Origin of the sequence: Mesorhizobium sp. M0751 (genome assembly GCF_040320265.1) — a bacterium.
GTDB lineage: Bacteria > Pseudomonadota > Alphaproteobacteria > Rhizobiales > Rhizobiaceae > Mesorhizobium.
Map to the genome: position 1 here is coordinate 66,771 of NZ_JAMYPH010000020.1, position 14,589 is coordinate 81,359.

At 62.1% G+C, this 14,589-nt stretch carries 12 protein-coding genes; 3 read left to right on the plus strand and 9 right to left on the minus strand.

All coding sequences use genetic code 11. The features are described from left to right. Positions 1-88 precede the first annotated feature (88 nt). On the minus strand, positions 89-1,102 hold the full coding sequence (locus tag NKI19_RS25900; RefSeq protein WP_352492518.1) for a LysR family transcriptional regulator: 1,014 nt from the start codon (positions 1,100-1,102) through the stop codon (positions 89-91). On the opposite strand from NKI19_RS25900, the gene NKI19_RS25905 reads away from it, so the two are divergent. Continuing rightward, a complete protein-coding gene (locus NKI19_RS25905; RefSeq protein WP_352492519.1) occupies positions 1,101-1,985 on the plus strand; it encodes an NmrA/HSCARG family protein in 885 nt (294 codons plus the stop codon). The genes NKI19_RS25900 and NKI19_RS25905 overlap by 2 nt on opposite strands. A 44-nt stretch (positions 1,986-2,029) precedes the next feature. After that, positions 2,030-2,302, plus strand: coding sequence for a DUF2798 domain-containing protein (locus NKI19_RS25910; RefSeq protein WP_352492520.1), 273 nt, complete (start codon positions 2,030-2,032; stop codon positions 2,300-2,302). Positions 2,303-2,391: 89 nt separating this feature from the next. Here the strand turns inward: NKI19_RS25910 and NKI19_RS25915 are convergent, their stop codons facing one another. The 7 genes from NKI19_RS25915 to NKI19_RS25945 all read right to left on the minus strand — a co-directional run bounded on the left by NKI19_RS25915 (position 2,392) and on the right by NKI19_RS25945 (position 9,868). Continuing rightward, on the minus strand, positions 2,392-3,039 hold the full coding sequence (locus NKI19_RS25915) for a YiaD family glycine zipper/OmpA-like lipoprotein (protein WP_254817106.1): 648 nt from the start codon (positions 3,037-3,039) through the stop codon (positions 2,392-2,394). Between the two features lie 174 nt (positions 3,040-3,213). Next, on the minus strand, positions 3,214-3,582 hold the full coding sequence (locus NKI19_RS25920) for a GFA family protein (RefSeq protein WP_352492521.1): 369 nt from the start codon (positions 3,580-3,582) through the stop codon (positions 3,214-3,216). Between the two features lie 196 nt (positions 3,583-3,778). Continuing rightward, complete coding sequence (locus NKI19_RS25925; protein ID WP_031212810.1) at positions 3,779-4,165, minus strand: hypothetical protein; 387 nt, start codon at positions 4,163-4,165, stop codon at positions 3,779-3,781. Between the two features lie 77 nt (positions 4,166-4,242). Then, positions 4,243-4,554 (minus strand): hypothetical protein, encoded by a 312-nt coding sequence (locus NKI19_RS25930; protein WP_352492522.1) that lies wholly within the window; start codon positions 4,552-4,554, stop codon positions 4,243-4,245. 81 nt (positions 4,555-4,635) lie between these two features. Continuing rightward, positions 4,636-5,767, minus strand: a protein-coding gene (prfB, locus tag NKI19_RS25935; RefSeq protein ID WP_352492523.1) for a peptide chain release factor 2 whose coding sequence is annotated in 2 segments (ribosomal slippage) — positions 4,636-5,700 and positions 5,702-5,767 — 1,131 coding nt in all. Because the reading frame shifts where the segments join, the coding sequence is not laid out codon by codon here. A 167-nt stretch (positions 5,768-5,934) separates the two neighbouring features. Next, positions 5,935-8,391, minus strand: a complete 2,457-nt coding sequence (locus NKI19_RS25940) for a penicillin-binding protein 1A (protein WP_352492524.1) — start codon at positions 8,389-8,391, stop codon at positions 5,935-5,937. Between the two features lie 214 nt (positions 8,392-8,605). Continuing rightward, positions 8,606-9,868: an N-acetylmuramoyl-L-alanine amidase gene (locus NKI19_RS25945; RefSeq protein WP_352566627.1), complete on the minus strand. Its 1,263-nt coding sequence runs from the start codon at positions 9,866-9,868 to the stop codon at positions 8,606-8,608. 667 nt (positions 9,869-10,535) lie between these two features. On the opposite strand from NKI19_RS25945, the gene NKI19_RS25950 reads away from it, so the two are divergent. Then, positions 10,536-13,520: an Rne/Rng family ribonuclease gene (locus tag NKI19_RS25950; RefSeq protein ID WP_352492526.1), complete on the plus strand. Its 2,985-nt coding sequence runs from the start codon at positions 10,536-10,538 to the stop codon at positions 13,518-13,520. A 96-nt stretch (positions 13,521-13,616) separates the two neighbouring features. Here NKI19_RS25950 and NKI19_RS25955 read toward each other — a convergent pair whose 3' ends face one another. Next, the gene (locus NKI19_RS25955; RefSeq protein WP_352492527.1) at positions 13,617-14,582 is read right to left on the minus strand and encodes a glutaminase; all 966 of its coding nucleotides are present in this window, start codon (positions 14,580-14,582) and stop codon (positions 13,617-13,619) included. Positions 14,583-14,589: the final 7 nt, after the last annotated feature.

The following is a 14,589-nucleotide window of genomic DNA, read 5'->3' on the forward strand; positions in this document are numbered from 1 at the left end:
ACGGCGCTCGCGCGCGTCCCATGGCCGCGCAGTTCCTTCCAAATGACACCCTTCCGTGGCACATTTCCAGGGCTTGGATCGCTTTGTCCTAAAGGTTCTTGAGTTCCAGGCGGGATGCCAGCAGATGCAGAAAAGCGCGGACTTTGGCCGAGGATGATCTGCCTTCCGGCCATACGGCGTGTATCGGCACTAGCACCGGCTCAAATTCGGTCAGAACCAGTTCCAGGCGGCCATCGTCCACCAGGTGTTTTACCTGCCAAAGCGGCGAGTAGCCCAAACCCAATCCGTGAACCGCGGCCGCATAGATCGATATCATCAAATTCGACCGGAAGGTGCCCGCGACCTTCACCGGCCGGGGCTTGCCTTCAATCTGAAACATCCATTCGCCTCGGCGGCCGTCAACGGTTCGTACGATGCATTCATGCTCGCGCAATTCGAGCGGATGGGCCGGTCGGCCGTGTTGCTGGAAGTAGGCAGGTGCGCCGAACACCACGCGCCGCAGCGCCCCCAGGCGCTTCGCACGTAAATTGGAATCCGGCAAATTGCCGATCCTTACCGCCAGATCGAGACCCTCGGCATCGAGATCGACAAATTCGTCGGAAAGCTGGAGGTCAACCTCGACCCGGGAATATGTCCGCATATAGTCGGCGATAGCCGGCACGAGGAAGTCCGGGCCGAACAGAACCGGGGCACTCACACGCAGGATGCCGGATGGCTCCGACCGTCGATTGGCTGCTTGAAGCCTGGCTTCGTTAATTTCCTCGACGGCGGGTTTGATGCGCTGGAAAAAGACCGCTCCGGCTTCGCTCGGCGTCGAGCGGCGTGTCGTCCTGTGCAGAAGCTCGACCCCGATTGATTCCTCCAATGTCGCCAGGGACCGACTGACCGACTGCAGCGAGCGGTTCAGCCGGCGTGCGGCAGCGGTCAGGCTGCCATGCTCGACAATGGCAATGAAGGCTTCGAAATCATCTATCCGGCTCATCGAGTATTTCTCCCGAAAATCGGGAGAAACTATCGCAAAATCGATGAATTGTAACGCAGTTCGCCAGATTTTATCTTCCCTGCAGGCCGAAAGGCAGAGTCGAGGGAAGGAGATCGTCATGCGAACACCCAGTCCAACCGTCCTGGTCGTAGGCGCCGCAGGCCGCGTTGCCGGTTTGGTGGTGCCTGAACTCGTCCGCCGCAATACCAGGATTCGAGCGCTTGTTCGTGACGCCGCGAGTGCCGAAAAAGCCCGGAAAGCCGGCGCATCCGAGGTCGCGATTGGAGATCTGCGCAACCATCAGAGCCTTGAGCAGGCCATGAAAGGTGTCGACGGTGTCTTTCACATCGGACCGGCCTTTGCTCCCGACGAAGCCGCCATGGGGGTTGCTATGGTTGAGGCGGCGGCGCGAGCGGGCGTTCGGAAGTTCGTCTTTTCGTCGGTGATCCAGCCCACCAATACGAGGCTGGAAAACCATGCAAGCAAGATACCCGTCGAAGCTGCCCTCTATTCGACGAACATGGAATACACCATTCTGCACCCGGCCAATTTCATGCAAAATATCGCGGCCGCCTGGCCGTCCGTCGTCGAGCACGGGGTTTTCGCCGAGCCGTTTCCAAAGACGGCGAAGCTCGCCCGCGTCGACTACCGCGATGTCGCTGAAGTGGCGGCGATCGCACTGACCGAAGCGCGTTTGTCCTATGCGACCCTCGAGCTGTGCGCCGGTGGTATGCACAGTCGCGAAGAGGTCGTCGCCATGATGAGCCAAGCGCTTGGCCGGCCGGTTTCGGCGGGCGAGCCGACATTTCAGGACTGGGCGGCGAAGGCCCGCCTTCCCTATACCGACCGCCAGCTGCAGATGCTGGCCAAAGTACACAGCCACTACGCCAAATACGGCCTCGGCGGGAACAGCCTGACGTTGCGCGCCGCGCTTGGCCGCGAGCCGCGTTCGCTGCGAAGCTTCATTCGGGAATTGGCGCTGCAGACGGCATATGCCGCCTGATCGTCCTCACAACGCTTACGCACATTTTTGATTGGAAGATTTCGATGCAAGCATCACCGGACCGAGCCTTCAAATTGAGAAAGCTGCCACCCTCCTACGGCGCGGTGGTGATGCCGTTGGTTCTTTCGATTCTGATGTCCTCGATTGTCTCGGCGGTTTCGACGGCAATCGGCGCAGGCTGGACGAACGGGTTTATAGCGGCCTGGAGCTATGCATGGGGCGCTTCATGGCTTGTCGCGTTTCCCAGTCTGCTGATCGTGCTTCCGGTCGTGCGCCGGATCGTTGCCGCGATTGTCGATCAGCCGGCCCGGTCCTGACATCGAACGAAGGGCGTCGGCGGCCGGCGATCCGCCACAACCATTTAGAGCGGCCCCTTGCGAGGCCGCTCCCGGTTCGTGCGCTTGCGTCAGGTAAGCGGCGACAGTTGGATCTCGACGCGGCGGTTCTGGGCCCGGCCGGCAGCGGTCGCGTTGGAGGCGATCGGACGCGTCTTGCCGAAGCCGGTGACGGCGAAGCGGCGGGAATCGACGCCCTGTCCGGACAGATAGTTGGCGACCGCCAAAGCGCGGCGCTGCGACAGGTCGAAATTGTGCTCGTCGCTGCCGGTCGAGTCGGTGTGGCCGAATACGTCGACCGTGGTCTGGCGGAATTTTTTCAGCACAAGGGCCACCGAATTCAGCACCGGATAGAAACCGGCCTTCACCGCATCCTGGTCGACGTTGAAGGTGATGTCGGACGGCATATTGAGGATAATCTGGTCGCCGGTGCGGGTGACGCTGACGCCGGTGCCCTGAAGCTGCCGGCGCAGTTCGGCCTCGTTCTGGTCCATGGTGGCACCGATGGCACCGCCGGCAAGCGCGCCGATGCCCGCGCCGATCAGCGCGTTGCGGCGGTCGTTGCCGCCGGCAAGCATACCGAGCCCGGCACCCGCCAAAGCACCGAGACCGGCGCCGGCAGCGGTATTGGAAACCTTCTGTTCCCCGGTGTAGGGATCGGTGGTGCATGCGCTCACGAGCACAGCCGTCGCCACGACGGCGAGCACAATCTTTTTCATATGGTGGTCCCTCTCCATTCCACGGCCGCGCAACGGCGCACCGCATCAGCCCTTCCAGCGACTTGTAACATGAAATGCGGCGAAAAGCGGACCAGCGAAAGCCGCTGCCGCGGCTTTCCCCGGCTCAATTCCACGCGCCTGCAGCGGCTCGCGCGACCACCGCAATTCGACCGGCTACCAGAGATTCTTGCCGTCGATGACCACCACTTCGACCTTGTCGAGATCGAAGTCGTCGAACAGCCGCGAGTTCACGCTGATCTTCGGATTGTCGAAATTCGGCTCGCCTGTCGACCAGTCCGGCGTCTCGGTGAAGGTGCCGCAGCCACAGGTGGCGCAAAAACCGTGTTTTATTGTTTTCGATCCCCACTGGTAGAACGAAACATTCTCCGCCGGACTGGTGAGTCTGAATTGCGATGGGGTGTAATAGGCCCACAACGAACCGCGTTTCGAACAGAAGGAACAGGTGCATCGCGTCACTGTCTGCGGCGCTTGCGAAACCTCGAATGTCGTCGCCTTGCAGTGGCAGCTTGCCTTGATGGTCATGGATTAGTCCCTCACGATGCCGCCGCCCGTAAGCAAAGGCAGCATAAAGAAACGCTCCTGACAACTGCCTGTCAGCGACCTGTGAGTCTGCGATGCACAGGTTAAAAGTGCTGGAGTGCCGATCGAAGGCCCATCGATACGAAACCGCTGCACGCCCTCGGTGTCACCCCGTGGGCAAGCTTTTGGGCGTCATGCGCTAATAGGACGACGGGGGCACGAACAGGCAGATGGTCTTTCCGTCATTGGCACCGGCAACGGAGCACCAATGATATTCGCCGTCGGGCGAATTCTTGATCCGCTTGTCGCTATAGGCCACGACTTCCCCGGTTCCTTTGATGACATAGCCCTCGGGACGTTCGCTGATCGATGTCTGAGAGACCTCGCGGCAATCATAGCCCGAGCAGCAGGAGAAGGGATAGCTCCAGCCTTGCGGCATGGCCGCGGTCGGCTTGGCATCATGCGCCAGAGCAGGCGCTGCAAATGGAATGGCGGCAGCTATCAAAACCACTGCCGCGACAAGTGAATTCAGGAGTCGGCGCGCCGTGCGGGCGACTGGGGCCGGTCTGGTTGTGAGAGCAGGCATGAGCGCAGTTCCTATCAACGGTTGTCAAGCATCTCGCTTGCCCGTTCCCGGAACGTGTCTTCCCAGTGGCCGGATCGTCAGGTCGCAGATACGCCGCGTCCGGCCATAAATGCTTTTTTCCTCCCCAGCGCATGAATGCTGGGCTGATTCCTTGGTTGGCGCAAGTAATTGCTGTCGCAACCGAACGCCGACCTCTGCAACCGGAACCAACCTGCCGTCCTGATCGACGAAACCTGGTCAACCCCGGCAGTGGGATCGCCAATAACGGGATCGGCTCGCGCTGGTTCCAGGCTTGGCACCGGCAGGCCCGAGGCATCCGCGTCAAAAGCGTAAATCGATTTTGAAAAATTCGATGAAAAACAAAGTTGTAGAACGACAGGTAAGTTCAAATTGAGAGCTCGTCACTCTCGCCCGACGGCCGTAACTCTCGCGTGATGAAACCAGGTACTGCCGGACTGGTGCCGCCAGCCTCAGTCGATATCGGCCACCGTTTCACCAGCGCCACCCTCGATCCGCTGCGACAGTGAGGCTTCCATGAAATCGTCGAGGTCGCCGTCGAGCACGCTCGACGGGCTGGTGCTCTCGACACCGGTGCGCAGATCCTTCACCAGTTGATAGGGCTGCAGCACGTAGGAACGTATCTGGTGGCCCCAGCCGATATCGCTCTTCGACGCTTCCGTGGCGTTCGCCACCGCTTCGCGTTTCTTCAGCTCTTCCTCGTAAAGCCGCGAGCGCAGCATTTCCCAGGCCTTCGCCTTGTTCTTGTGCTGGGAGCGCTCCGCCTGGCAGGCGACCGCGATGCCGGTGGCGAGATGGGTTATGCGCACCGCCGAATCGGTGGTGTTGACGTGCTGGCCGCCTGATCCCGAGGAACGATACGTGTCGATACGGACGTCGGATTCGGAAACGTCGATGTCGATCGTATCGTCGATGACGGGATAGACCCAGACGCTGGCGAAGGAGGTGTGGCGGCGCGCATTGCTGTCATAGGGCGAAATCCGCACGAGACGATGCACGCCAGATTCCGTCTTCAGCCAGCCATAGGCGTTGTGGCCCTTGATCAGCAGCGTGGCGGACTTGATGCCGGCTTCTTCGCCGTCATGCACTTCCAGCACCTCGACCTTGAAGCGGCGGCGCTCGGCCCAGCGCGTATACATGCGCAGAAGCATCGAGGCCCAGTCCTGGCTTTCGGTGCCGCCGGCGCCGGCATGGATTTCCAGATAGCTATCGTTGGCATCAGCCTCGCCCGACAGCAGCGTTTCGATCTGGCGCGCCTTGGCCTCGCCGCGCATCGAGCGGATCGCCGCTTCGGCCTCTGCGATGACGCCCTCGTCGCCCTCTTCCTCGCCAAGCTCGATCAGGCCGATGTTGTCTTCCAGGGCCTGGGTGAGGCCTTTGACCGCGGCAATGCCTTCCTCGAGGCCCTGACGCTCGCGCATCAGCTTTTGCGCTTCCAGCGGCTCGTTCCAGAGGCTGGAATCCTCGGCGCGGACGTTCAGGTACTCAAGCCGCTTTATGGCTTGGTCCCAGTCAAAGATGCCTCCTCAGCAGGGTGATCGCCTGCCTGATCTCGTCGACAATATTTTGCGTTTCCGCGCGCATGGCTGGCTGTTCTGTCCTGTTGCTGGATGGCGGTTTGGTGGCGCGATACATAGGGACGGCACGGTCTCGTGTAAAGCGCGGGCCCCTGTAAAGTACCGGCCTCTGTAAAGCGGAATGGACCGGCTCGACCATCATCGTCAAGCCGGCCCGACCCAATGTAGCGACTGTCAGTAGAGCCCGCCGCCGCCCGACTGGATGGCCTGGTTGGCCTGCGGCGATAGCGCCCCGCCGGTGGCGTTGGAGCCGTCCGCACCCATGCCGATCACCCAATAGCTATCGGCGGGACCGGTACCCGGCTTGAAGGCTTCGATGAAGGCTCCGGCGTCGCCTGCGTTAGCCCGCATGCCGGTCTTGCGATTGATCGCAATCAGCTTCATGCCTTCCGGAACCTTGAAGTCGACATTGGGCGTGCCGTCCAGCGCCACGCGCATGAAGTCCTTGAAGATCGGCGCGGCAAGGCCGCCGCCGGTCGCGCCCTTGCCAAGACCTTTCGGCTGATCGTAGCCCATATAGAGGCCGACAACGAGGTTCGGCGTAAAGCCGATGAACCAGGCATCCTTTTCGTCGTTGGTCGTTCCGGTCTTGCCGGCGATGTGACGGCCGAGTTCGTTGATGGTGGCGCCGGTACCGCGTTGCACGACGCCCTCCATCATCGATGTGATCTGGTAGGCGGTCATCGGATCGAGCACCTGCTCGGAATTGTCGACCAGCTCCGGCTCGGGCTGGTTCTGCCACTCGGCGGCGTTGCAGTTCGAGCACCCGCGTTCGTCCTGCCTAAAGACGGTCTTGCCATAGCGGTCCTGGATGCGGTCGATCAGCGACGGCTTGATCGACTTGCCGCCATTGGCCATGATCGAATAGGCCGACACCATACGCATCACCGTCGTCTCGCCGGATCCCAGCGCCATCGGCAGATACGGCGCCAGATGGTCGTAGACGCCGAAACGCTCGGCATATTCCACGACCAGTTTCATGCCCATGTCGTTGGCAAGCCGCACCGTCATCAGGTTGCGCGATTTCTCGATGCCGGAGCGCAAGGTCGCCGGGCCGGCAACCGTTCCGTCGTAATTCTTGGGCGTCCAGGTCGTGTTGCCGCTCTGGATGGTGATCGGCCCGTCCATGATCACGGAGGCAGGCGTATAGCCATTGTCGAGGGCGGCCGAATAGACGATCGGCTTGAACGACGACCCCGGCTGGCGCATGGCCTGCGTCGCCCGGTTGAACTCCGACTGCGCGTAGGAGAAACCGCCGACCATGGCCAGGACGCGTCCGGTATGCGGGTCCATGGCGATCAGGCCGCCTTCCACTTCGGGAACCTGGCGCAAGCTGTAGCTGTTGTCCGAGCCGTCGTTCTTCTGCACGAAAATCACGTCGCCAGGCTTCAGCACGTCGGCCGGCGACTTCGCCTTGACGGTCCTGCCGTCGACCACGTGGCGCATGGCGAAGCTCATGTCTTCCTTGCTGACAGTGCCTTCGACGCGGTCCTTGACGATTTCGCCGGAGATTTGGCGCGTCGGCTGCAGGCCGATGGACAGGCCGGTGGCCGAGCTGTCGAGCACGACGGCGAGCGACCATTCCGGCACGTCCTCCAATCGCTTGACGTTGCCCAGCGGCACGCCCCAGTCGCCGGAAATGTCGATGCTCGTCACCGGCCCGCGGTAGCCGCGTAGCGTATCGAACTTCATGAGGCCGTTCTGCATGGCCTTGCGGGCGATCAGCTGCATCTTCGGATCGAGCGTGGTACGCACGGAAAGGCCGCCCTCGTAGAGCGCGTTCTCACCATAGCGCGCGATGATCTGGCGACGCACTTCCTCGGTGAAATACTCCCCGGCGAAGAGATAATTGCCGGTGCGGCGCGGGGTGACGCCGAGCGGCTCGGCCTTGGCCTTCTCGCCTTCTTCATGCGTGACGTAGCCGTTCTCGACCATCTGGTCGATGACCCAGTTGCGGCGCTCCAAGGCGCGATCGGCATGCTTGAAGGGATGATAGTTGTTCGGACCCTTCGGCAGAGAGGCGAGATAGGCAGCTTCGGCCACGGTGAGTTCGTTCACCGATTTGTCGAAATAGGTGAGCGCAGCACCGGCGACGCCATAGGCGCCGAAGCCGAAGAAAATCTCGTTGAGATAGAGCTCGAGAATGCGATCCTTCGAGTAGGCCTGCTCGATGCGGAAGGCGAGGATCATCTCCTTGATCTTGCGCTCGTAGGTCTGGTCTGAAGACAACAGGAAATTCTTTGCCACCTGCTGAGTGATGGTCGAGGCGCCGACCTGGCGCTTTCCCGAGCCAACATTCTGCAGGTTGACGACAATGGCGCGGCCAAGGCCGGTCACGTCGATACCGGGGTGGTTGTAAAAGTTCTTGTCCTCGGCCGACAGGAAGGCCGCCTTGACACGATCCGGGATCGCCTGAATCGGCAGATAAAGCCGCCGCTCACGCGCATATTCGGCCATCAGCGCGCCATCCGACGCGTGGATGCGGGTCGTCACCGGCGGCTCGTATTTGGCCAGCACCTCGTAATCGGGCAGGTCCTTCGACAAATGGCCGATATAGATCGCCACGCCCGCCGCGACCAAAAGGGCCAGCGTCGTGCCGATGCCGAAGAAATAGCCAATGAGACGAATCATACCCGCTCCAGTCCTTGGTTCGGGAATTTCCTAAACGAAGCCGCCCTTCGCGCAAGCTTTCGGGACGATCCCAAACCGTAATCGCAAAATCCATGTCGCGACCATGTGGGCAAAATACGGCAGCATGGAATTTCGGTTTCGAATGCCGGAAATAAAAGCACAGGGTGTTGTCGCCGTGCAACGCTGCTTCAGGTTGTGGGCGCCGGCGGGCATTTCAGCCTCCGGCCCCCGTTCCGCTCTTGGCCGAAGCAAACAGTGCGACGGCGTTGGTTATGCTCTGGGTCGCCTTGTTGCGCCAATCGGCGCTGAGCAACTGCGCTTCGTCCTTGGCATTTGACAGATAGCCGAGTTCGACCAGCACGGATGGAACATCCGGCGCCTTCAGCACCTTGAAGCCGGCAGAACGCTGCGGGTTGTTGATCAGGCCGACGCTGGTGGAAAGCTGGCCGACGAGAGTATGGGCGAAGCTCATCGAAAAATTATGCGTCTCGCGGCGGATCAGGTCGATCAGGATATCGGTCACTTCCTTGCTGTCGTCCTTGATCTCCATGCCGGCGAACTGGTCGGAAAGATTTTCACGGTCGGCAAGCGCCTGCGCCTCGGGATCGGAAGCCTTGTCGGACACGGTGTAGACCGTAGCGCCGCGGATGCCCTTGAGGCTGATCGTGTCGGCATGGATCGAGATGAGCAGGTCGGCCTCACGCTGGCGGGCAATGCGCACGCGGTCGTCGAGCCGCAGGAACACATCGGTCTCGCGCGTCAGGAACACGTCGTATTTGCCGCCGGCGGCGAGCTTGTCGCGCAGTTCCATGGCGAAGGCGAGCGTCACGTTCTTCTCGACGGTACCGTTCAGGCCCTCGGCACCGCCGTCGATGCCGCCATGGCCGGGATCGATGACGACGGTGAAACGATGGCCCGGATTGGAGACCGGCCCGGTACCGACCCTGCCGGCCTTGTCGGCGGAGACCGTCGAGCCGGTGGTCAGCGCCTGATTGGCGAGCGCTGCATCGAATTCCCGCTGCGAGGCCGCCGACATGTCGATGGCGATGCGGTAGCCGTTGCCGTCATCGTTCTTGAGCACGTCGAGATTGTCGACGGCGAACGGTCCCTTGCCGGTGAGAATCAGCCGCGATTTCCCCTCGCCGAGTTCGCCGTAACGCACGGCGCGGACAAGGCCGCGCGGCTTCACATCCTTGGCATTGAGGGCGAATCTCGTGGCCGGCAGATCGATGACCAGACGATTGGGGCCGCGCAGCAGGAACCATTTGATGTCGGGCTCGCGGTCGAAATTGATGACGATGCGCATCTTGGTGGCATCGCCGGCCATCTTGTAGCTTATGGCACCGAGCGGTGCGTCGGCAGCACGCGAAAGCGGCGAAAAGACCAGGCAAGCCAGGATCAGCGGCAGCAGGCAGGCGGTGCGGAAGAACCGGCCTCCATGATGACGGCCCTTGTCTGCGAAGCCTGCCAGTCCCATCTTTCTACCAGTCGCTCCCGTTTGGCGTCATGCCGGATCGCTTGTCGAAGTGCCTTATTGCTTATCAAAGTTCTGGCAGGCCGCGAACTCGATTAACGATTGGTATCCAGAGAAGGTTAACCAAGCCTTTTCATGGAAGGCTTGGGACCGGGGCTTCCGCTGCGGAACGGCTTTTTGCCGGCATCGGGAATCGGGGTTGCCTTCCAACCCGCCAAATCATAAAAGCGATGGTGGATCACTGCAATCCTGGAACCGTCCTCCTCCGCAGCTTCCTGCTACAGGTCAGACGCAAGACGGCTCCTTTCGTTTCAGGCGAAGAAGGCATCGGTGATCGCGACGATTTTCGCAGGCGTGCTCCCGTGGCGGGGGAATCGCCTGCGTGAGCAAAACGGCCGGGATTGTCCCGTGCCGGCTCTGTATGAGCAAACAAGCTGGTCCGGTTTTTCCCGGGCTTTGGTTCAAAAGGTTCTGCTGGTGACGATGGCTTCAAGCGCAATCATGGAAAGGTCCGCAACAAACCGCGCCACTACGGCTGCGGGCGGCACCGCCATGGCGCTCAGGCAGCGGCCGGCGGACGTTCAATTGTCCGGCACCCATGTTCGAGGTCCACGGCAGCGGGCATTGTCCTGCAAGCTGCGGCCGACGGCTGCCGGGAGGAAACGAAATAATGCCCAACAAAATGCTGATAGACGCCTCCCACCCGGAGGAAACACGCGTTGTCGTCGTTCGCGGTAACCGTATTGAAGAATTCGACTTTGAATCCCAGGACAAGAAGCAGCTCAAAGGAAACATCTATCTCGCCCGCGTAACGCGCGTCGAACCTTCCCTCCAGGCAGCCTTTGTCGAATATGGCGGCAACCGTCACGGTTTCCTCGCCTTCAGTGAAATACATCCCGACTACTACCAGATTCCGGTCGCCGACCGTCAGGCGCTGCTGCGTGCGGAAGCACAGGAGGCCCAGGACGAAGAGGACGAGGAAATCGCCGAAGGCGAGGACCGCCAGAGCCGCGACCGTGGCAAGCGCGGACGCCGGCGCGGCGGCAAGAGCCGCGACCGCGGCGAGCACAGGCGCGAGGCAGGCGCGTCCGACGGTGAGAATGGCGAGAACGGCGAAGATGCCGTCGCAGAAAAGCTGGATGCCGCTGCCGACAACACCATGTCCGACATTGCCGGACAGAGCGAGAGTGCCGCCGGGCAGAGCGATGAAGTCGCCGATCGCGGTGAGACCGAGCCGTCCGAAGGCGGTTCCAGTTCCATCGCTGCCAGCGTCGATGCCGACGTAATCTCGGAAGCCGTCCCGCAAGTCGAGCTAAGCGGGCCTGAGACAAGCGGGGCCGAGACAAGCGGCGAAGCAACCTCCGAAGACAATGACCGCGGCATGCTGGAAGAGGTGCAATCCTCGCATCCGGACGATCACGAGGTCGAATCGGTCGGCGCCGAAGACGCGCTGGAAGAAGTGCGCAACCGCCGCAAGCCGGTGCGCCGCCAGTACAAGATCCAGGAAGTGATCAAGCGCCGGCAGATCCTGCTGGTGCAGGTGGTCAAGGAAGAGCGCGGCAACAAGGGTGCAGCGCTGACCACCTATCTGTCGCTGGCCGGCCGCTATTCGGTGCTGATGCCGAACACGGCACGCGGCGGTGGCATTTCGCGCAAGATCACCAATGCGCAGGACCGCAAGCGGCTGAAGGAAGTGGTCGCCGATCTCGAAGTGCCGCAGGGCATGGGTGTCATCCTGCGTACGGCCGGCGAAAGCCGCACCAAGGCAGAGATCAAGCGCGACTACGAATATTTGATGCGGCTTTGGGAAAACGTCCGCAATCTGACGCTGCAATCCACGGCCCCTGCCCTGGTTTACGAGGAAGGCAGCCTGATCAAGCGCTCGGTGCGCGACCTCTACAACAAGGATATCGACGAGATCCTGGTTTCCGGCGAAGAAGGCTACCGCGAGGCCAAGGACTTCATGCGCATGCTGATGCCGAGCCACGCCAAGGTGGTTCAGCCGTTCCGCGACACGACGCCTATCTTTGTGCGCAACGGCATCGAAGCGCAGCTCGACCGCATGCTGCAGCCGCAGGTGACGCTGAAGAGCGGCGGCTATATCATCATCAACCAGACGGAAGCGCTGGTCGCCATCGACGTCAATTCGGGCCGTTCCACCAAGGAGCACTCGATCGAGGACACCGCACTTCACACCAATCTGGAAGCGGCCGAGGAAGTCGCCCGGCAATTAAGGCTGCGCGATCTCGCCGGCCTCATCGTCATCGACTTCATCGACATGGAGGAGAACCGCAACAACCGCTCCGTCGAGAAGCGGCTGAAGGATCACCTCAAGAACGATCGTGCCCGCATCCAGGTCGGCCGCATCTCGCATTTCGGCCTGATGGAGATGTCGCGCCAGCGCATCCGTGCCAGCGTGCTGGAATCGACGATGAAGCCTTGCCCGCATTGCGGCGGCACCGGCCATGTGCGCTCCGATTCGTCGGTCGCGCTGATGGTGGTGCGGGCAATCGAGGAATTCCTGCTCAAGGATTCGCGCAGCCACATCACGGTGCGGACGCCGGCAGCGACCGCGCTCTATGTGCTCAATCACAAGCGCGGCACGCTGGTGGAATTCGAGCACCGCTTCGGCGTGACCATCACCATCGAAGCCGACGATGCGGTCGGTGCACAACACTATGCCATCTTCCGCGGTGCGCTGGCCGAAAAGCCTGAAGGCTTTGTCGAGGCCCGCACGTTCCCGGCCTATGTCGAGCCCGAAGAACCCGAGGACGAGATCGTCATCGAGGAGGAAGACGAGGCACCGGTGCAGGCCGAGCAGCCACATCCTGTCCAGCAGCCGCAGCAGCCAAGGTCCGGCGAGGACGGCGAAGGCCGCGATCGCAAGCGCCGCAAGCGCCGCAGACGGCGCGGCGGCAAGGATCGTGAACACGGGGAACGCGAACATGGCGATCGCGAACACGCGGACCGCGAGCATGGCGCTGCCGTTGAAGGTGCTTCCGTTTCGGCGCCGACGGACGACGCCTTCGTAGCCGCGGGCGACCAACCCGCCGAAGCGGAACGTGAAGCGCCGGCCGGTGTTGCCGAAACGGCGGAAGCGGCGGACGACGGTCACGGCAAGAAGCGCCGGCGCGGCAAGCGCGGCGGCAAGCGCAATCGCCGCGAGGACGGCGAGGATGGCTTGGAAGCCGGCGCCGGCGAGCCAGCCGCCATGACGGAAGGTGCCGTGTCGGAAGCAGAGCCCGTAACCGGCGAGCCGGAAGGTGCGCCGCCGGCCGAAGAGCTTGCGGTGCTTGCTCCGGCGAACGACGACATGCCGAGCGCCGAAAAACCGAAGAAGCCGCGCCGCGCCGCCAAGCCGAAGAAGGTTGCGGCGGAAGCAGTTGCCGAGATTGCGGGTGCCGAGACATCGGCTGCCGAGGCGGCGTCGGTGGCTTCCGGCGAGACCGCCGCGCCGGTTCCGCAGGAGACCGAAGTGGCGGCTGCCGAGGAAACGCCGAAGGTCCGGCCGTCGCGGCGCAAGCCCGCACCGGTGGATGCTCCGGTCGTGCCGGTCGTCTCCTCGATCGTGCCCGAAGAGGCAAAGACCGAGGAAGCAAAGGCCGAGGACAAGCCAAAGCGTGCCGGCTGGTGGCAACGGAAGGGCTTTTTCTAAGCCTTTCCGTGCATTAGCCAGACTTTCTGATTAAAAAAATCCCGCGTTGCCGATCGGCTGCGCGGGATTTTTTGTCCGAATTCCAGGCGACAGGCGCTATGGCGCGAAGATCGACCAGTTCATCGTCTTCGCCAGTTTTTCCAGCGCGATCGAGCCCAGCCTGGAATTGCCGTTGGCATTGAGGCCGGGCGACCAGACGGCAAGCGAGGCGACGCCCGGCACGATCCCCAATATGCCGCCGCCAACGCCGCTCTTGCCGGGGATACCGACGCGGAAAGCGAAGTCGCCCGAGCCGTCATAGTGGCCGCAGGTCAGCATCATCGCACCGATGCGGCGGGCGCGCTCGGCCGACACGACGGAATGCCCGGTCGCCGGGTTCTTGCCGCCATTGGCGAGGAAGCGGCCGGCCAGCGCCAGTTGCCGGCAGCTCATGGCGATAGCGCAATGGTGGAAATAGACGCCCAGCGCCAGTTCCGGCGCATGGTGGAGATTGCCGAACGATTTCATGTAATTGGCAAGCGCGAAATTGCGAAAGCCGGTGGCGCGTTCGGACGCGGCGACCTCGCGGTCGATGATGATCGTGTCGTCATCGGCCAGGAACTGGATGAAGCGCAGGATCTCGCCGATCGCCTCGCGCGGCTGATGGCCGGCAAGCAGGATATCTGAGACCACGATGGCGCCGGCATTGATGAATGGATTGCGCGGAATGCCGTTCTCGTGCTCGAGCTGGACGATCGAGTTGAACGGATTGCCCGAAGGTTCGCGCCCGACCCGCTGCCACAGCGCGTCGCCGACATTGCCGAGCGCCAGCGTCAGCGTGAACACCTTTGAGATGCTCTGGATCGAAAACGCCTCGTCGGCATCGCCCGCGGTCAGCACGCGGCCGTCATTGGTCACCGCGGCAATGCCGAATTTGTTCGGATCGATCTTGCCGAGCTGGGGAATATAGCTGGCGACGTCGCCGCGATCGGTACGCTCCGCCATTTCGGCAGCGACCTCGCGCAACGCATATTCGAGTTGGGGCGCCTGTCCAAGTTGCGGCGCCTGATCAAACTCCGGCATCGTCGCC